General features: G+C 71.3%; 13 protein-coding genes. 5 read left to right on the top strand and 8 right to left on the bottom strand.

Annotated elements, in window-relative coordinates:
- Window positions 1–77: 77 nt before the first annotated feature.
- The 3 genes from AC3RJ7_RS10980 to guaB1 form a co-directional block, all read right to left on the bottom strand.
- Window positions 78–1,115 (bottom strand): hemolysin family protein, encoded by a 1,038-nt coding sequence (locus AC3RJ7_RS10980; protein WP_491455871.1) that lies wholly within the window; start codon window positions 1,113–1,115, stop codon window positions 78–80.
- Window positions 1,112–2,437, bottom strand: coding sequence for a hemolysin family protein (locus AC3RJ7_RS10975; protein WP_491455870.1), 1,326 nt, complete (start codon window positions 2,435–2,437; stop codon window positions 1,112–1,114). Before AC3RJ7_RS10975 ends, AC3RJ7_RS10980 begins: the two co-directional genes overlap by 4 nt.
- A gap of 95 nt (window positions 2,438–2,532) precedes the next feature.
- Window positions 2,533–3,972, bottom strand: coding sequence for a GMP reductase (guaB1, locus tag AC3RJ7_RS10970; protein WP_491455869.1), 1,440 nt, complete (start codon window positions 3,970–3,972; stop codon window positions 2,533–2,535).
- 145 nt (window positions 3,973–4,117) lie between these two features.
- On the opposite strand from guaB1, the gene AC3RJ7_RS10965 reads away from it, so the two are divergent.
- Window positions 4,118–7,888, top strand: a complete 3,771-nt coding sequence (locus tag AC3RJ7_RS10965) for a multifunctional oxoglutarate decarboxylase/oxoglutarate dehydrogenase thiamine pyrophosphate-binding subunit/dihydrolipoyllysine-residue succinyltransferase subunit (protein WP_491455868.1) — start codon at window positions 4,118–4,120, stop codon at window positions 7,886–7,888.
- A 357-nt stretch (window positions 7,889–8,245) separates the two neighbouring features.
- On the opposite strand, the gene AC3RJ7_RS10960 is transcribed toward AC3RJ7_RS10965, so the two are convergent.
- The 3 genes from AC3RJ7_RS10960 to AC3RJ7_RS10950 are packed head-to-tail and all read right to left on the bottom strand — an operon-like array spanning window position 8,246 to window position 11,446.
- Window positions 8,246–10,483: an MMPL family transporter gene (locus AC3RJ7_RS10960; protein ID WP_491455867.1), complete on the bottom strand. Its 2,238-nt coding sequence runs from the start codon at window positions 10,481–10,483 to the stop codon at window positions 8,246–8,248.
- A 58-nt stretch (window positions 10,484–10,541) separates the two neighbouring features.
- Window positions 10,542–10,802 carry a zf-HC2 domain-containing protein gene (locus AC3RJ7_RS10955; RefSeq protein ID WP_491455866.1) on the bottom strand — a complete coding sequence of 87 codons (261 nt, stop codon included), beginning with the start codon at window positions 10,800–10,802 and terminating at the stop codon, window positions 10,542–10,544.
- The gene (locus tag AC3RJ7_RS10950) at window positions 10,799–11,446 is read right to left on the bottom strand and encodes a sigma-70 family RNA polymerase sigma factor (RefSeq protein ID WP_491455865.1); all 648 of its coding nucleotides are present in this window, start codon (window positions 11,444–11,446) and stop codon (window positions 10,799–10,801) included. Before AC3RJ7_RS10950 ends, AC3RJ7_RS10955 begins: the two co-directional genes overlap by 4 nt.
- Before the next feature lie 141 nt (window positions 11,447–11,587).
- On the opposite strand from AC3RJ7_RS10950, the gene aroA reads away from it, so the two are divergent.
- The 3 genes from aroA to bcp all read left to right on the top strand — a co-directional run bounded on the left by aroA (window position 11,588) and on the right by bcp (window position 14,555).
- Window positions 11,588–12,958, top strand: a complete 1,371-nt coding sequence (gene aroA / locus AC3RJ7_RS10945; RefSeq protein WP_491455864.1) for a 3-phosphoshikimate 1-carboxyvinyltransferase — start codon at window positions 11,588–11,590, stop codon at window positions 12,956–12,958.
- Window positions 12,955–13,995 carry a ribosome small subunit-dependent GTPase A gene (gene rsgA, locus AC3RJ7_RS10940; protein WP_491455863.1) on the top strand — a complete coding sequence of 347 codons (1,041 nt, stop codon included), beginning with the start codon at window positions 12,955–12,957 and terminating at the stop codon, window positions 13,993–13,995. Before aroA ends, rsgA begins: the two co-directional genes overlap by 4 nt.
- 83 nt (window positions 13,996–14,078) lie before the next feature.
- Window positions 14,079–14,555, top strand: coding sequence for a thioredoxin-dependent thiol peroxidase (gene bcp / locus AC3RJ7_RS10935; protein ID WP_491455862.1), 477 nt, complete (start codon window positions 14,079–14,081; stop codon window positions 14,553–14,555).
- Window positions 14,556–14,654: 99 nt separating this feature from the next.
- Here the strand turns inward: bcp and AC3RJ7_RS10930 are convergent, their stop codons facing one another.
- Window positions 14,655–15,146, bottom strand: coding sequence for a hypothetical protein (locus AC3RJ7_RS10930; protein WP_491455861.1), 492 nt, complete (start codon window positions 15,144–15,146; stop codon window positions 14,655–14,657).
- A gap of 197 nt (window positions 15,147–15,343) precedes the next feature.
- Here AC3RJ7_RS10930 and AC3RJ7_RS10925 point away from each other — a divergent pair, with 197 nt between their 5' ends.
- Window positions 15,344–15,592, top strand: coding sequence for a WhiB family transcriptional regulator (locus AC3RJ7_RS10925; RefSeq protein ID WP_055859573.1), 249 nt, complete (start codon window positions 15,344–15,346; stop codon window positions 15,590–15,592).
- Window positions 15,593–15,739: 147 nt separating this feature from the next.
- Here the strand turns inward: AC3RJ7_RS10925 and AC3RJ7_RS10920 are convergent, their stop codons facing one another.
- A complete protein-coding gene (locus AC3RJ7_RS10920) occupies window positions 15,740–17,233 on the bottom strand; it encodes a sensor histidine kinase (protein WP_491455860.1) in 1,494 nt (497 codons plus the stop codon).
- Between the last annotated feature and the right edge of the window lie 33 nt (window positions 17,234–17,266).

Below are 17,266 nucleotides of genomic sequence, written 5' to 3'. Positions count from 1 at the left end.
CGAGGCAAGTCTACGCCGCCCCGCGCGCGTTGAGGAGGGCACGGCCCGGACCGACGTCGTCGGGCCCACCGGTGCGGCTACCCCCGCCGGGTCGCGTCCTGCACCTCGCCGACGAGTTCCTCGATGATGTCCTCGAGGAAGATCACCCCGCTCGTCGAGCCGTCCTCCTCGAACGTTCGAGCCACATGGGTGCCGAGTCGACGCATGGTCGCGAGCGCGTCCTCGAGGTCGGTGCCGTCGAAGATCGACACGAGCCGCCGGATGCGCTTCGCGGGGATCGGGTCGTCGAACTCGTCGTCGTCGAGGTCGATCACGTCCTTCAGGTGCACGTAGCCGTCGGGTTCGCCGTTCGCATCGAGGATCGGGTAGCGGGAGAAGCCGCGCCGCGCCACCGCACGCTCGACATCGCCCGGCGTCGCCGCCGCCGGGAGACTCACGAGGCCCGACACGGGCACCGCGACGTCCTTCACCCGCTTGGCGGTGAACTCGAACGCCGCCGTGAGGGTGCCGCTGGCGTCGTCGAGCACCCCTTCGCGCCGCGACTGGTGGACGATCGTCTGCACCTCTTCGAGGGTGAAGGTCGAGTTCGCCTCGTTCTTCGGCTCGACCCCGAACAGCCGCAGCACCCCGTTCGCCGTCGCGTTGAGCGCGACGATGATGGGCTTGAAGATGCGGGCGAGGAACACGAGCGGCGGAGCGAGCAGCAGCACCGCGCGGTCGGGCACCGAGAACGACAGGTTCTTCGGCACCATCTCGCCGAACACGACGTGCAGGTACGAGACGAGCACGAGGGTCACGACGAACGCGATCGTCGCCACGACCTCCTCGGGCCAGCCGGTCAGGTGCAGCGGCACCTCGAGCAGGTGGTGGATCGCGGGTTCCGACACGTTCAGGATGAGCAGCGAGCAGACGGTGATGCCGAGCTGGCTCATGGCGAGCATGAGCGTCGCGTGCTCCATCGCCCAGAGGGCGGTCTTCGCGCTGCGGCGGCCCGCGTCGGCGAGCGGTTCGATCTGCGATCGTCGCGCCGAGATGACGGCGAACTCCGCGCCGACGAAGAAGGCGTTCGCGGCGAGCAGCACCACGAGCCATGCCAGTCCGGCCCAGTCGCTCATCGTCCGCCCTCCTCGTCGTCACCGGCGGGCACCGGACTCGGCACGAAGCGGAGCCGATCGATGCGCCGGCCGTCGAGCCGCTGCACCGACAGGGTGCCCCCGTCGATCGCCACTTCGTCGCCGACGACGGGGAGCCGCCCGAGGGCCGACATCACGAACCCGGCGACCGTCTCGTAGTCGCCGTTCTCGGGGACTCCGATCCCGGTGCGCTCCTCGAGCTCGTCGGGCCGCAGTATTCCGGGGAAGCTCACGACGTCACCGCGGCGCACGATGCCAGCGCGCGTGCGGTCGTGCTCGTCGGCGACCTCGCCGACGAGCTCCTCGACCAGGTCCTCGAGGGTCGCGACGCCCGCGGTCCCGCCGTACTCGTCGACGACGACGGCCATCTGGAAGCCGCGCCCGCGCAGCTCGCTGAGGAGCGCGTCGAGCTTGATCGTCTCGGGCACCCGCAGCGCGTCGGACTGCAGCGCCGAGGCGGGCACCTCCCCGCGGCGGTCGCGCGGGACCGCGACCGCCTGCTTGACGTGCACCACGCCGACGACGTCGTCGAGGTTCTCGTCGTAGACCGGGAAGCGCGAGAACCCGGTCTGGCGGGCGAGCTCGAGCACGGCCTCGGCGGGCTCGAGCCGCTGGACGGCCGCGACCCGCGGGCGCGGCGTCATGACGTCGGACGCGTCGTGCTCGGCGAACCGCAGCGTGCGGCCGAGCAGCGTCGCCGTGTCCTCCTCGAGGAGGCCCGCGCTCGCGGAACGGCGCACGAGCGAGGAGAGCTCCTCGGCGGAGCGCGCACCCGACAGCTCCTCCTTCGGCTCGATGCCGATCGACCGGAGCAGGGCGTTCGCGCTGCCGTTGAGCAGCACGATCGCGGGGCGGAACACCCAGGTGAACGCCGACTGGAACGGCATCACGAACTTCGCGGTCGCGAGCGGGAGGGCGAGCGCGAAGTTCTTCGGCACGAGTTCGCCGAGCACCATCGACAGGAGCGTCGCGACGACGACGGCGGTCGTCGCACCGATGGGTCGCACGAGGGCCTCGGGCACTCCCGCCGCGGTGAGCGGGCCGGCGAGCAGCGAGGAGATCGCGGGCTCCATGGTGTAACCGGTGAGCAGCGTCGTCAACGTGATGCCGAGCTGCGCGCTCGAGAGGTGCGTCGAGGTGATCTTGAGCGCGGCGATCGTCATGCCGAGCCGGGACTCGCCTCGTTCGCGCCGCGCCTCGAGATCGGCTCGATCGAGATTGACGAGCGCGAACTCGCTCGCAACGAACAAGCCCGTGCCGATCGTGAGGAGGAGTCCGATTCCGAGCAGGATCCACTCAGACATCGCTGCCTCCCCGAGCGGTCACGGGCGAGGGTCTATGGCCGGGGGTCGTCGCAGAAGGAGGATCGTCCATGGTCGATCCAGTATATCGGCGGCGGCTACCAGCTGACCGGGAGCGCCTTGCCCTCCTCGTAGCCCGCCGCCGACTGGATGCCGACGAGCGCCCGCTCGCGGAATTCGTCGAGCGTCCGCGCGCCCGCATAGGTGAACGAGCTGCGCACGCCGGAGGTGATCATGTCGAGGAGGTCCTCGATCGACGGGCGCAGCGGGTCGAGGTAGATCGACGACGACGAGATGCCCTCCGCGAAGAGCTCCTTGCGGGCGAGCTCGTACGGCGAGAGCCGGTCGAACCGCTCGCGCACGGCCTTCGTCGAGGCCATCCCCCAGCTCTCCTTGAAGAGCCGGCCGGACGTGTCGCGCCGCAACGTGCCGGGCGCCTCGATCGTGCCGGCGAACCACGAGCCGATCATGACCGAGGAGGCGCCCGCGGCGAGCGCGAGCGCGACGTCGCGCGGGTATCGCACCCCGCCGTCGGCCCAGACCCGGGCGCCGAGTTCGCGCGCGGCCTCGGCGGTCTCGAGCACCGCCGAGAACTGGGGGCGGCCGACCGCCGTCATCATGCGGGTGGTGCACATGGCGCCGGGGCCGACACCCACCTTGAGGACGTCAGCCCCCGCCTCGACGAGGTCGGCGACCGCGGCCTCGGTGACGATGTTGCCCGCGACGATCGGCAGGCCGAGGTCGAGGTCGCGCACGATCGACACCGCGCGCACCATGCCCTCCTGGTGGCCGTGCGCCGTGTCGATCACGAGCATGTCGACGCCCGCCTCGGCGAGCGCGGTCGCCTTCGCGGCGACGTCGCCGTTGATCCCGACCGCCGCGGCCACCCGGAGCCGGCCGTCGGCGTCGACGTTCGGCGCGTAGATCGTGCCGCGGAGCGCGCTGCGCCGGCTGAGCGTGCCGACGACCCGGCCGTGCTGCATGACCGGGGCGAACTCGAGGTCCGCCTCGACCATGAGGTCGAACGCCCGCCGGGGCGTGTCGACGTCCTCCGCGTCCAGCGACGGCATGCCGCCGTGCACGAGGTCGCCCAGCCGCGCATCGGGCAGCGCGCTCGCGAGGCGCGTGGCCACGAGGCATCCCGCGTATCGGCCCTTCGCATCGTGCAGGACGATGCCGTGGCCGTCGACCGGCGGGATGGACTCGAGCGCCTCGGCCACGGTGGTCTCGGGCGCGAACGAGTGCGGCGTGTCGAACGCGGGCGACTGCGCCTTCACCCGGCGGATCGCCTCGGCGAGGTCCTGCAGGTGGAGGTCCTGCGGGAGCACGCCGATGCCGCCGCGTCGTGCCAGCGCGGCGGCCAGTCGCGGTCCGGTGATCGAATTCATGTTGGCCGACACGATGGGCACGGACGCCCCGGAGCCGTCGTCGGGCGCGAGGGAGACGTCGAGCCGGCTCGTGACCCCCGAGCGGCTCGGGACGAGGAACACGTCGGAGTAGGTGAGATCGTGCGTCGGCGCCGTGCGATAGAACTCCATGCCCCCAGCGTAGGCGGCGCGCGCAAGCGTGCGCCGGGTGCCGCGCGCGGGGTTTAGGCTTGTGTGGGTGATCGGCCACGTCCGCGTGCGCGGCCGGGTCGATCTCCGCCAAACCAGCATCAACGGAGAGAGTGGGCGAGAGGCTGTGTCGAGCCAATTGACCGGAGCGGGAGCCGACGAGTCGGCGTCGGGCGAGTACGGAGCCAACGAATGGCTCGTCGACGAGATGTACGAGAAGTACCTCGCCGATCCCGAGTCGGTCGACAAGACCTGGTGGCCGGTGCTCGAGCACTACCACCGCGTGCAGACCGAGGGCGCCACCGCCCCGAACGGCTCGGCCTCGCCGGCGAGCCCCGCCGAGGCATCCGCCCAGCCGGCCGCCGCGCCCGCGCAGCCTGCCGCGCCCGCGCAGCCCGACGGCCCCGTCGTGGCCGCCGAGCCCGCCCCGGCGACGGCGCCGACCCCCGTCATCGGCCAGACCCCCGCGGCCCGCACCACGTCGGTCGCCCCCCGCACCCAGCCCGTGCCGGCCGACGTCCCCGTCACGAGCCCGCAGCCGGTCGTCGCCGAGGCCCCCCAGGAGGACGAGGTCCTCACGCTCAAGGGCATGCCGAAGGCGCTCGCCGCCAACATGGACGCCTCGCTGACCGTGCCGACCGCGACGAGCGTGCGCACGGTCCCGGCGAAGCTGATGATCGACAACCGGATCGTGATCAACAACCACCTGCGGCGCACCCGCGGCGGCAAGATCAGCTTCACGCACCTCATCGGCTGGGCGCTGATCCAGGCGCTCAAGGACTTCCCCAGCCAGAACGTCTACTACGCCGAGCCCGACGGCAAGCCGTCGCTCGTGAAGCCCGCCCACATCGGCCTCGGCATCGCGATCGACATCCCGAAGCCCGACGGCACCCGCGCGCTGCTCGTGCCCGCGATCAAGCGGGCCGAGACCATGACGTTCAACGAGTACCTGAACGCCTACGAGGACCTGGTCTCGCGCGCCCGCCAGAACAAGCTCAAAGCCGACGACTTCTCGGGTGCGACGATCTCGCTGACGAACCCGGGCGGCATCGGCACGGTGCACTCGGTGCCCCGCCTGATGAAGGGGCAGGGCTGCATCATCGGCGCCGGCGCCCTCGAGTACCCCGCGGAGTTCCAGGGTGCGAGCGAGAAGACGCTCGCCAACCTCGCGATCGGCAAGACGATCACGCTCACCTCGACCTACGACCACCGCGTCATCCAGGGCGCGGGCTCGGGCGAGTTCCTGAAGAAGGTGCACGAGCTGCTCATCGGGCAGCGCGACTTCTACGAGGACATCTTCGCCGCGCTGCGCCTGCCGTACGAGCCGATCCGCTGGGCGCCCGACATCGCCGTCGACATCGCGAGCGCGATCGACAAGACGGCCCGCGTGCAGGAGCTCATCAACTCGTTCCGCGTGCGCGGCCACATGATGGCCGACACCGACCCGCTCGAGTACGTGCAGCGTTCGCACCCCGACCTCGACATCGCGAGCCACGGCCTCACCTTCTGGGACCTCGACCGCGAGTTCGTGACCGGCGGCTTCGGCGACAAGCGCAAGGCGCTGCTGCGCGACATCCTCGGCGTGCTGCGCGACTCGTACTGCCGCACGATCGGCATCGAGTACATGCACATCCAGGACCCGGTCCAGCGCCAGTGGATCCAGAACGAGGTCGAGCGCCCCTACGAGAAGCCGACCCACGACGAGCAGATGCGCATCCTGCGCAAGCTCAACGAGGCCGAGGCGTTCGAGACCTTCCTGCAGACGAAGTACGTCGGGCAGAAGCGCTTCAGCCTCGAGGGCGGCGAGTCGGTCATCGCCCTGCTCGACGAGATCCTGCAGGGCGCCGCGAAGGAGGGCCTCGACGAGGTCGCCATCGGCATGGCGCACCGCGGCCGCCTCAACGTGCTGACCAACATCGCCGGCAAGACCTACGGCCAGGTGTTCCGCGAGTTCGAGGGCACCGCCTCGGCGCACGGGTCGGGCGACGTGAAGTACCACCTCGGCACCGAGGGCACGTTCACCGCCGACGACGGGCACCAGGTGCCCGTGTCGCTCGCGGCGAACCCCTCGCACCTCGAGGCCGTCGACGGCGTGCTCGAGGGCATCGTCCGCGCCAAGCAGGATCGCAAGCCCATCGGCACCTTCTCGACCCTGCCGATCCTCGTGCACGGCGACGCGGCCATGTCGGGCCAGGGCGTCGTCGTCGAGACGATGCAGATGTCGCAGCTGCGCGGCTACCGCACGGGCGGCACGATCCACGTCAACATCAACAACCAGGTCGGCTTCACGACGGTGCCGGGTGACGCCCGCTCGTCGATCTACTCGACCGACGTCGCGAAGACGATCCAGGCGCCGATCTTCCACGTGAACGGCGACGACCCCGAGGCCGTCGTGCGCGTGGCCGAGCTCGCGTTCCGGTACCGGCAGGAGTTCAAGCGCGACGTCGTCATCGACCTCGTCTGCTACCGCCGCCGCGGGCACAACGAGGGCGACGACCCGTCGATGACCCAGCCGCTCATGTACAACCTCATCGAGGCCAAGCGCAGCGTCCGCAAGCTCTACACCGAGGCGCTCGTCGGTCGCGGCGACATCACCGAGGCCGAGTACGAAGAGGCGCACCGCGACTTCCAGGACCGCATGGAGCGGGCCTTCGCGGAGACGCACGCGGTGCAGACCGGCGCGATCGACGTCGTCGGTGCGACCGCCCAGGTGCACCCGCCCGAGCCCGCCACCGGCGAACTCGAGACGACGGGCGTCTCGCTCGAGGTCGTGCACGCGATCGGCGACGCGTTCAACAACAAGCCCGCCGGCTTCACCGTGCACCCGAAGATCCAGCAGCTCCTGCAGAAGCGATTCGACATGAGCCGCAACGGCGGCATCGACTGGGGCTTCGGCGAGCTGCTCGCCCTCGGTTCGCTCCTCGTCGAGGGCACGCCCGTCCGCTTCGCCGGCCAGGACGCCCGCCGCGGCACGTTCGTGCAGCGCCACGCGGTGCTCCACGACCGCGTGAACGGCCAGGAGTGGCTGCCGCTGCAGAACCTCGCCGAGAACCAGGCCCGCTTCTGGATCTACGACTCGCTGCTCAGCGAGTACGCCGCGATGGGCTTCGAGTACGGCTACTCCGTCGAGCGGGCCGACGCGCTCGTCCTGTGGGAGGCGCAGTTCGGCGACTTCGCGAACGGCGCCCAGACCATCATCGACGAGTTCATCTCCTCGGCCGAGCAGAAATGGGGCCAGCGCTCGAGCGTCGTGCTCCTGCTCCCCCACGGCTACGAGGGCCAGGGCCCCGACCACTCGAGTGCGCGCATCGAGCGCTACCTGCAGCTGTGCGCCGAGAACAACATGACGGTCGCGCGCCCCTCGACGCCCGCGTCGTACTTCCACCTGCTGCGTCGACAGGCGTACGCCCGCCCGCGCAGGCCCCTCGTGGTGTTCACGCCGAAGGCGATGCTGCGCCTGCGCGGCGCGACGAGCTCGGTCGAGGACTTCACGCAGGGCAGGTTCGAGCCGGTGCTCGACGACCCGCGCATCACCGACCGCTCGACGGTCAAGCGCGTGGTGTTCGTGTCGGGCAAGATCTACTACGACCTCGTCGCCGAGCTCGACAAGCAGCAGAACACCGAGGTCGCGGTCGTCCGGGTCGAGCAGCTCTACCCGCTGCCCGCGGTCGAGCTCAAGGCCGTGGCGGAGGCCTACCCCGACGCCGAGCTCATGTGGGCGCAGGACGAGCCCGAGAACCAGGGCGCCTGGCCGTACTTCATCATCGAGACGAACAAGCTCGGCCCCCGCGAGGTGACGGTCGTCGCCCGACAGGCGGCGGCGTCGCCCGCCACGGGTTCGGCCAAGCGCCACGCGGCCGAGCAGGCCGAGCTGGTGCGCCGGGCGACCACGCTCTAGCGGCGGCGTCCGCGCCAGGCGCGAACGAACGAAGCGAGCGGATGCCACCGGCATCCGCTCGCTTCGTCGTCTCCGGGTGCGGCGCCCGCGCCGGAGCGCCTGCTCGCGTGGTGCGCCGCGCACCCCGCGCCGCCCCGCGCCGTCCCGTGCGCGCGTGCGTCCGTGCACCCGTCCGCCGCGCCTCCCCTCCGTACCGCCGCCCTTACCTCCCGTACCTGCCGCGAGTCGCCGAGAAGTGCGCTTCCCGTTCATGGGAAGCGCACTTTTCGGCGACTCGCCGCACTGGATGGTGCGGGCGAGGTCCGGGCGGGTATGGCTAGGCCCGGCGGCAGTGCCGCCGGGCCTCCCGCTGCCAGGCTACTCGGCCGAGCGGGCCAGCTTGCTGGGCCACCAGATCGCGCGGCCGACGTCGTAGGCGAGCGCCGGCACGAGGAGGGTGCGCACGAGGAACGTGTCGAGCAGCACCCCGAACGCGACGATGAACGAGATCTGCACGAGGAACAAGATGGGCAGCACCCCGAGCGCGGCGAAGGTCGCCGCGAGCACGAGGCCGGCCGAGGTGATCACGCCGCCCGTCAGCCGCAGCCCCCGGATGATGCCGGTCCGCGTTCCGAAGCGCAGCGACTCCTCGCGCACGCGGGTCATCAGGAAGATGTTGTAGTCGACCCCGAGCGCCACGAGGAACACGAACCCGAAGAGCGGCACCGACGGGTCGGCCCCCGGGAAGTGGAAGACGTGCTCGAAGACGAGGGCCGACACGCCGAGCGCGGCCGCGAACGACAGCACGACGCTGCCGATGAGGATGAGCGGCGCCACGATCGAGCGCAGCAGCAGCATGAGGATCACGAGGATCGCCGCGAGCACGAGCGGGATGACGAGGGTGCGATCGGCGATCGCGGCATCGTTCGTGTCGAGCGCGACGGCCGTCTGGCCGCCGACGAGCAGGTCGGTGCCGACCTCGTCGAGCGCGGTGCGGAGCTCGGCGACCGTCGCCTCCGCCTCGAGCGAGTCCGACGCGTCCGACAGGGTGGCCTGCAGCAGCACCTCGCCGTCGACGACGGTTGGCGCCGGCGCCGGGGTTCCGGGCGGGCCGAACGCCTGAACGCCGTCCTCCGTGACGGGCGCCGAGCCCGACGGGGAGTCGGCCGAGACGACCGACACCGAGGCGACGCCCGGCGTGGCGAGTGCCACGTCGGCCATCGCCTGCAGCTCGTCCTCGGGCCCGACGATGACCGCGGGGGTGCCCGAGCCCGCCGGGAAGTGCTCGCCGATCATCGCCTGCCCGTCGCGCGCCTGCGACTCGCCGAGCACGAACTCGCTCGAGGGCACGCCGTCGGCGTCGAGCTGCGCGAGGCCGAGCGACATGCCCGCGAGGGCGAGCACCGACACGATCCAGACCGTACGGGGGCGGCGCGAGACGAGGCGGCCGACACCCGCCCACAGGCCGCGGTCGGGCAGGTCGCGCTCGTCGGGGGCGGATGCATCGTGCACGACGCCGGCCGCATGCCTCGCGTGCGGGAGTTCGGCACCGGGGTCGCCGACGTGCGCGACCCTGCGCGGCCAGAACGCCGCACGGCCGGCCCAGAGGAGGAGGGCGGGCAGCAGCGTGAGCGCCGACAGGAGGGCGAACACGATGCCGATCGCGGCGATGGGGCCGAGCGTCTTGTTCGAGTTCAGCTCGCTCACGAGCAGGATGAGCAGGCCGACGATGACCGTGCCGCCGCTCGCCACGATCGGCTCCCACGAGCCGCGCAGCGCCGCCCACGTGGCATCCCACTTGCGCTCGTACCGGGCGAGCGTCTCGCGATACCGCGCGATGTACAGCAGCGCGTAGTCGGTGGCCGCGCCGATCACGAGGATGAAGAGGATGCCCTGCGTCTGCCCGGAGAGCACGATGACCTCGGCCTTCGCGAGCGAGACCACCGTGAGCACGGCCGCGCAGAGGGCCGACATGCTCGTGAACAGCACGATGAACGGCAGGAGCGGCGAACGGTAGACCACGATGAGGATGATGAACACCGCGGCGAGCGCGACCGCGAGCAGCAGGCCGTCGATGCCGCTGAAGGCGCCCGCGATGTCGGCGCTGAAGCCGGCCGGCCCGGCGACGGCGACGGTCACCCCCTCGATCGGCGCATCGTCGACGGCGGCGCGGAGCTCGCCCACGACGACCGACGCCCGCTCGGCCCCGTCGCCCGACTCGATCGGCACGACGATCTCGACCGCCTCGCCGTCGTCGGAGGCGATCGCGGGCGACACCTCGTCGTCGACGACGCCCGGCACATCGGCGAACGCCGAGCGGAGGTCGTCGACGGCGGCCAGCTGCGCGTCGTCGAGGTCGGTGCCGTCGTCGGTCGCGACGACCACGATCGCCGGGATCGTCTCGGCGTCGCGGAACTCCTCCTGCAGGGCGTCCACCTCGGTCGCCTCGGCCGATGCCGGCAGGAACTGGCTCTGGTCGTTGACCGACAGCTTGCTCAGCGAGCCGAACGACGAGCCGCCCGCGCCGAACGCGGCGAACCAGACGAGGATGAGGACGACGGGGATGAGGACGCGCAGCCACGTGGGCAGGCGACGACGGGCACGGGTTTCGATCACACCCCGACGCTACGAGCGTCGAGACCGGTCGCACATCGAACGAACGATTGAACGAGCGCTACTCGGCGACGGTCACCGTGTGGGTCGACTGGTACAGCCGGATCTTCGTGAGCACCTGCACCCGCAGCTCCTCGGGGGCGCTCTCGCGGCAGGCGCGCTGCACGACCTCGGTGATCGCGACGCCCACGCGCAGCTCGGCCTGGCAGTCGGCGCAGTTCTCGACGTGCTCGCGGATGTCGACCGCGTCGGCGGCCTGCAGCTCGTTGTGCAGGAACTCCTCGAGTTCGGCGCGGGCCTTCTCGCAACCGCAGTCGGTCATTTCGTGCTCCTCGCGGGTTTCGGCGCCTTCTCGGCCGCGGCGAACCCCTGTTCGCGGGCGTAGTCGGCGAGGGACTCGCGCAGCAGTCGCCGGCCACGGTGCAGGCGGCTCATCACGGTCCCGATGGGGGTGTTCATCATGTCGGCGATCTCCTGGTACGAGAAGCCTTCGACGTCGGCGAAGTAGACGGCGAGCCGGAAGTCCTCCGGCAGCGCCTGCAGGGCGTCCTTCACGGCGCTGTCGGGCAGGTGGTCGATCGCCTCGGCCTCGGCCGAGCGGCTCGAGCGCGCGGTCGTCGACTCGGCGCCGCCGAGCTGCCAGTCCTCCAGCTCGTCGATCGTGCCCTGGTAGGGCTCGCGCTGCTTCTTGCGGTAGCTGTTGATGAAGGTGTTCGTGAGGATGCGGTAGAGCCACGCCTTGAGGTTCGTGCCCTGCTTGAACTGGGCGAACGCCGCGTAGGCCTTCACGAACGTCTCCTGGACGAGGTCCTGCGCGTCGGCGGGGTTCTTCGTCATGCGCAGTGCGGCGGCGTAGAGCTGGTCGAGGAACGGCAGCGCCTGCTCTTCGAAGAGTTCGCCGAGCGGGCGGGCCTCTTCGGGGGCCTCGGACTCGCTGGGCGCCTGGTCGATCTCGTCGGCAGTCATCACCAGCAATCCTAGATCGTCGGCCTCCACGCCACGATCGACCACCAGTCCGGTGGACCGCTCGAGTACCGCAAGCGACACGCGCATCATCTCCTTCCGCGTCGCACTCGTCGAGGACGGCGACGCTACTGTTGATAACCGATGCAGATTTCGAGGTATTCCGAACCCGAGTTCGACCCGTACGGCGACATGAAACAGACCGAGACGGATGCCTCGTGGCGCGCGCCGCGCGCGACGACGCCGTTGTCCGCCGCGCTTTCCCTGCCGGGGTCGAAGTCGCTCACGAACCGCGAGCTCGTGCTCGCCGCCCTCGCCGACGGCCCGTCGACGCTGCGCGCACCGCTCTGGTCGCGCGACAGCGAGCTCATGATCGAGGGCCTGCGGGCGCTCGGCACGGTCTTCGAGCGCGTGCCCGGCCACGGCGGATTCGGCGACGACCTGCGCGTGACGCCCGCCGACGAGCTCGTCGGGTCGACCACGATCGACTGCGGCCTCGCCGGCACGGTCATGCGGTTCCTGCCCGCGGTCGCCGCGCTCGCGCTCGGCCCCACCACGTTCGACGGCGACGAGTACGCCCGCAAGCGCCCGATGTCGGGCGTGATCGAGGGGCTCAAGGGTCTCGGTGTCGACCTCGACGACGACCGGCGCGGCACGCTGCCGTTCACGGTGCACGGCACGGGCCGGGTCGAGGGCGGTGCGCTCGAGATCGATGCGTCGGCGTCGAGCCAGTTCGTGTCGGGCCTGCTGCTGTCGGCCGCGCGGTTCGACGAGGGACTCGACCTCCGCCACGTCGGCGAGCGCCTGCCGAGCCTGCCCCACATCGAGATGACGATCGAGACGCTCGCCGCACGCGGCGTCGTCGTCGAGAGCCCCGAGACCGGTCGGTGGACCGTCTCGCCGGGTCCGATCCGTGCGATCGACGTCGACATCGAACCCGATCTCTCGAACGCCGCACCGTTCCTCGTCGCGGCGCTCGTCGCCGGCGGCTCGGTCACGATCACCGGCTGGCCCGCGGAGACCACCCAGGTCGGCGCGCAGCTCGCCGAGCTGCTCCCCCGCTTCGGGGCCCGTGTCGAGCGCGACGGCGACCGGCTCACCGTGCACGCGCCGACGCCCGCCGACGGCACGGGCCGCGGCATCCGCGGCGCCGACCTCGACCTCTCGGAGGCCGGCGAGCTCGCGCCCAACCTCGTCGCCCTGGCCGCCTTCGCCGACGGACCGTCGACCTTCACCGGCATCGGGCACATCCGCCACCACGAGACCGACCGGCTCGCGGCGCTCGCGAACGAGCTCAACGCGCTCGGCGGGAAGGTGACCGAGCTCGACGACGGCCTGCGCATCGAACCGGCCGAGCTTCACGGCGGCGTGTGGCACGCCTACGCCGACCACCGCATGGCCACGACGGGCGCCATCGTCGGCCTCGCCGTCGACGACGTCGTCGTCGACGACATCGGCTCGACCTCGAAGACCCTGCCCCAGTTCACCGAGCTCTGGGGGCGGCTGCTGGCATGACCTGGTGGAGCCCCGACGACGACGATGACGACGAGCCCGAGTTCGACGAGTCCGACGTCCGCGTGCGCCCCAACCGTCGCGGCTCGCGCCCCCGCACGAAGGTACGGCCCGAGCACGCCGACGCCGTGACCGGCACCGTGCTCGGCGTCGACCGCGGTCGCTACGCCGTGCTCGTCGACGACGGCGGCCCCGACGAACGCGCGCTCACTGCCGCCAGGGCGTCGGAGCTCCGTCGCAAGTCGGTCGTCACGGGCGACCGGGTCGACCTCGTCGGCGACGTGTCGGGCGACGAGGGCACGCTCGCGCGCATCGTCCGGGTGCAGGAGCGCACCACCCTGCTGCGACGCAGCGCCGACGACACCGACGAGGTCGAGCGGGTGATCGTCGCGAACGCCGACCAGATGCTCATCGTGGTCGCCGCGGCGAACCCCGAGCCGCGCATCCGGCTCATCGACCGGTACCTCGTCGCGGCGTACGACGCCGGCATCAAGCCGCTGCTCTGCATGACGAAGACCGACCTCGCCGACCCGGCCGAGTTCCTCGCGAACTTCGCGGGGCTCGACCTGCCGGTGTTCCGCTCGCGCACCGATGCGATGCCGCTCGACGAGATCTCCGACGCCCTCGTCGGGCATCGCACGGTGTTCGTCGGCCACTCGGGCGTCGGCAAGTCGACGCTCGTCAACGCACTCGTGCCCGGCGCCGACCGCGCGACCGGGCACGTCAACGTCGTGACCGGCCGCGGCCGGCACACGTCGTCGTCGACCGTGTCGCTGCGGATCGAGCACGACGGCCGGCACGGCTGGGTCATCGACACCCCCGGCGTGCGCTCGTTCGGGCTCGGTCACGTCGATCCCGCGAACATCCTCGGCGCGTTCACCGACCTCGCCCGCATCGCCGAAGACTGCCCGCGCGGCTGCACGCACCTGCCCGACGCCCCCGACTGCGCGATCGTCGAGGCCGTCGACGCGGGCGAGCTCGGCGACACGGGCCGCGCCCGGCTCGACTCGCTGCAGCGCCTGCTCGAGACCTTCGCCTGACACGCCCGGTCGCCGGCGAATACGGGACGAGCGGCGCCGACACCGCGGCATCCCGCCGTCGATGCCTGCCTACGATGGAACGCATGACCGATGCACGACTCAGCCCCGGCGACCTCGCCCCCGACTTCACGCTCGACGACCAGAACGGCTCCCCCGTCACGCTCTCGTCGCTCCGCGGAACGAAGGTCGTCCTGTACTTCTACCCCGAGGCGATGACCCCCGGTTGCACCACCGAGGCGTGCGACTTCCGCGACAGCCTCAATTCGTTCAAGAGCGCCGGCATCCGAGTGCTCGGCGTCTCGAAGGATGCGGTCGAGAAGCTCGGCCGCTTCGCCGAGCGCGACCGGCTCAACTTCACCCTGCTCTCCGACCCCGACCTCGCGGTGCAGCAGCGGTACGGCGTCTGGGGCGAGAAGTCCCTCTACGGCAAGATCGTGGTCGGCTCGATCCGCTCGACCTTCATCATCGACGAGGACGGCCGCATCCAGCGGGCGATGTACAACGTGAAGGCGACGGGCCACGTCGCCCGCGTGCGCCGCGAGCTCGGCCTCGACGGCTGAGACCCGATCGTCCCCGCGAGGGCCCGGCCGCGATCGCGGCCGGGCCCTCGTGCGTCGGTGCGTCGTCGTGATGCCGTCGGCAGGCGGACGCTCGTGCACTCAGGCGCCGGGCGGTGCCTCCTCGACGGGGCGGTCCTCCGGGCGCGAGTAGGCGACGCGCACCGGGGTCCAGAGCAGCAGCCCGATCACCGTGATCGCGGGCACGAGCAGCAGCCAGCCCACGTCCGGACGGGCGAACAGCCCCTGGAACGCCCCCACCGCGACCGACAGCTGCAGGATCTGCCAGACGATCGCGGCCGCACGGGACCACGGCGCCCGGCGCAGCGACGCGACGGCGACCGCCCACACCCAGATGGCGCCGATCGCCACGAGCACGATCAACGCGATCGCGGTCGCCATCGACGACGGCTCGAGCGAGAAGAGGTCGACGAGGAGCCAGCCGAGCAGCACCGTCACCAGGAGGGCCTCGCCGAACAGGAGGGCGCCGACGACCGCGAGGGCGACGCGCGGGCCGCGTTCGCCGGCCGGTGACGGGGATGCCTCGGCGCCGCCTCGTTCGGACGTGTCGGGCCGGTCGTCGCGTCGATTCACAGGGTTATCCCATACATGGCTATTGATTCGGACTCGGGGCTATGCGACCATTTACAAGGTCGAATTGATGCTCACAGGGTGGTGAGCCGATCAGTCATGATCCTACTTCCCGAGATTCGGCTTTCCCCCTGCAGCAGCCCGAATGGGCACGTGCAATCACGCACGTCTGCGAACGAACACCCGCAAGGAGCATCTCCATGGATTGGCGCGACAAGGCCGCCTGCCTCACCGCAGACCCGGAACTCTTCTTCCCGGTCGGCAACACCGGCCCCGCCGTCGACCAGATCGAGAAGGCCAAGGCGGTCTGCGCCCGCTGCACCGTCACCGAGATCTGCCTGCAGTACGCCCTTGAGACCGGCCAGGACTCGGGCGTCTGGGGCGGTCTGAGCGAAGACGAGCGTCGCGCCCTCAAGCGCCGCGCCGCTCGCGCCCGTCGCGCGGGCTGATCCCGCGCGCCGCGCGCCCGGTGACTCCGCCGGGCGCGCCCGCATCGGCGGGGCTCCCCCGCGCCGCCCGATCCACGACCTCGCACGTCGCGAAGACGTCCCCGTGGTCCCGCCGTGGTTCGCCGACGCCTCCCGGATCGGGTGCCGCTACGCCTGGGTGATCCAGCGCAGCGGCACGTCGATCGTGACCTCGGTGCCGCGGCCCACGACCGTGTGCCAGTCGATCGTGCCGCCGAGCTCGCCCTGGATGAGCGTGCGCACGATCTGCGTGCCGAGACCCTCGCCCACCTTGCCCTCGGGCAGGCCGGCGCCGGTGTCGCGCACCTGCACCGTGAGCACGGTGTCGGAGCGGTTCGCGATGATCTCCACGTCGCCCTCCTGCCCCGCGAGCCCGTGCTCGACCGCGTTCGTGACGAGCTCGGTGAGGGCGAGCGCGAGCGGCGTCGCGTACTCGCTCGGCAGCACGCCGAACGAGCCCTGACGCTTCGGGTGCGCCGTCGTGTTGTGCGCCGAGGCGACCTCGGCCACGAGCAGCAGCGCCCGGTCGAAGACCTCGTCGAAGTCGACGTTCTGGCTGAGCCCCGTCGACAGGGTGTCGTGCACGACCGCGATCGCGCCCACACGGCGCATCGCCTGCGTGAGCGCCTCCCGCGCCTCGTCGGAGTGCGTGCGTCGTGCCTGGATGCGCAGCAGCGACGCCACGGTCTGCAGGTTGTTCTTGACGCGGTGGTGGATCTCCCGGATCGTCGCGTCCTTCGTGATGAGCTCCTGCTCCTGGTGGCGCAGCTCGGTGACGTCGCGCGTCATCACGATCGCCCCGATGCGTTCACCGCGCCGGCGGATGGGAATCGCCCGCAGCGACACCGTCACCCCGCGCGACTCGACGTCGGTTCGCCACGGCGCCCGGCCGGTGACCACGAGCGGCAGGGACTCGTCGACGACGAGCTTGCCGCCGAGAAGGCCGGTCGTGACCTCGGCGAGCGACTCGCCCTCGAGCTCGTCGTCGAAGCCCATGCGGTTGAAGGCCGAGAGGGCGTTCGGGCTCGCGAAGGTCGTCACGCCGTCGACGTCGAGACGGATGAGCCCGTCGGACGCGCGCGGCGCCCCGCGGCGGGGTCCGGTCGGCGCCCCGAGATCGGGGAAGTCGCCCGAGGCGATCATCTGGAAGAGCTCTTCGGCGCACTCGTTGAACGTGAGCTCCTGCCGGCTCGGCGTGCGCGTCGCGCCCAGGTTGGTGTGCCGGGTGATGACGGCGACCGGCTCGGGCGCGAGCGCCGTGCCAGACTCGGTGAGGCGCCGCATCACGGGAACGGCGCGGACCCGGGTCGGCATCTCCTCGTACCAGTCGGGCGCCGACGAGTCGGCGATCGCCGCCGAGCCGAACGCCTCGGTGACGAGGTCGCGCCACTGGGGCTTGATCTCCTGCCCGACGAAGTCGCGGTAGAACAGCGTCGCCGCGCTCGACGGACGCGAGTGCGCGACGGCGACGAAGCCGTCGTCGCCCGACGGCACCCAGAGCACGATGTCCGCGAAGGCGAGATCGGCGAGCAGCTGCAGGTCGCCGACGAGCATGTGCAGCCAGTCGACGTCGGCCTGACTGCTGCGGCCCTGGGCGAGGACGAGATCACTGAGGGTCGACACAGACCCAGCGTACTGGGCGGATGCCCCGCCGCC

This window comes from Agromyces solani (assembly GCF_058349925.1).
The sequence above is the reverse complement of the archived record's forward strand: the minus strand, read 5'-3'. Positions and strand labels throughout refer to the sequence as shown.

Bases quoted from the DNA above. Each gene is read 5' to 3' on its own strand.
- AC3RJ7_RS10980 (WP_491455871.1), bottom strand. From the start codon at position 1,115: ATGAGCGACTGGGCCGGACTGGCATGGCTCGTGGTGCTGCTCGCCGCG.
- AC3RJ7_RS10975 (WP_491455870.1), bottom strand. From the start codon at position 2,437: ATGTCTGAGTGGATCCTGCTCGGAATCGGACTCCTCCTCACGATCGGC.
- guaB1 (WP_491455869.1), bottom strand. From the start codon at position 3,972: ATGGAGTTCTATCGCACGGCGCCGACGCACGATCTCACCTACTCCGAC.
- AC3RJ7_RS10955 (WP_491455866.1), bottom strand. From the start codon at position 10,802: ATGACCGACTGCGGTTGCGAGAAGGCCCGCGCCGAACTCGAGGAGTTC.
- AC3RJ7_RS10950 (WP_491455865.1), bottom strand. From the start codon at position 11,446: ATGACTGCCGACGAGATCGACCAGGCGCCCAGCGAGTCCGAGGCCCCC.
- aroA (WP_491455864.1), top strand. From the start codon at position 11,588: ATGCAGATTTCGAGGTATTCCGAACCCGAGTTCGACCCGTACGGCGAC.
- rsgA (WP_491455863.1), top strand. From the start codon at position 12,955: ATGACCTGGTGGAGCCCCGACGACGACGATGACGACGAGCCCGAGTTC.
- bcp (WP_491455862.1), top strand. From the start codon at position 14,079: ATGACCGATGCACGACTCAGCCCCGGCGACCTCGCCCCCGACTTCACG.
- AC3RJ7_RS10925 (WP_055859573.1), top strand. From the start codon at position 15,344: ATGGATTGGCGCGACAAGGCCGCCTGCCTCACCGCAGACCCGGAACTC.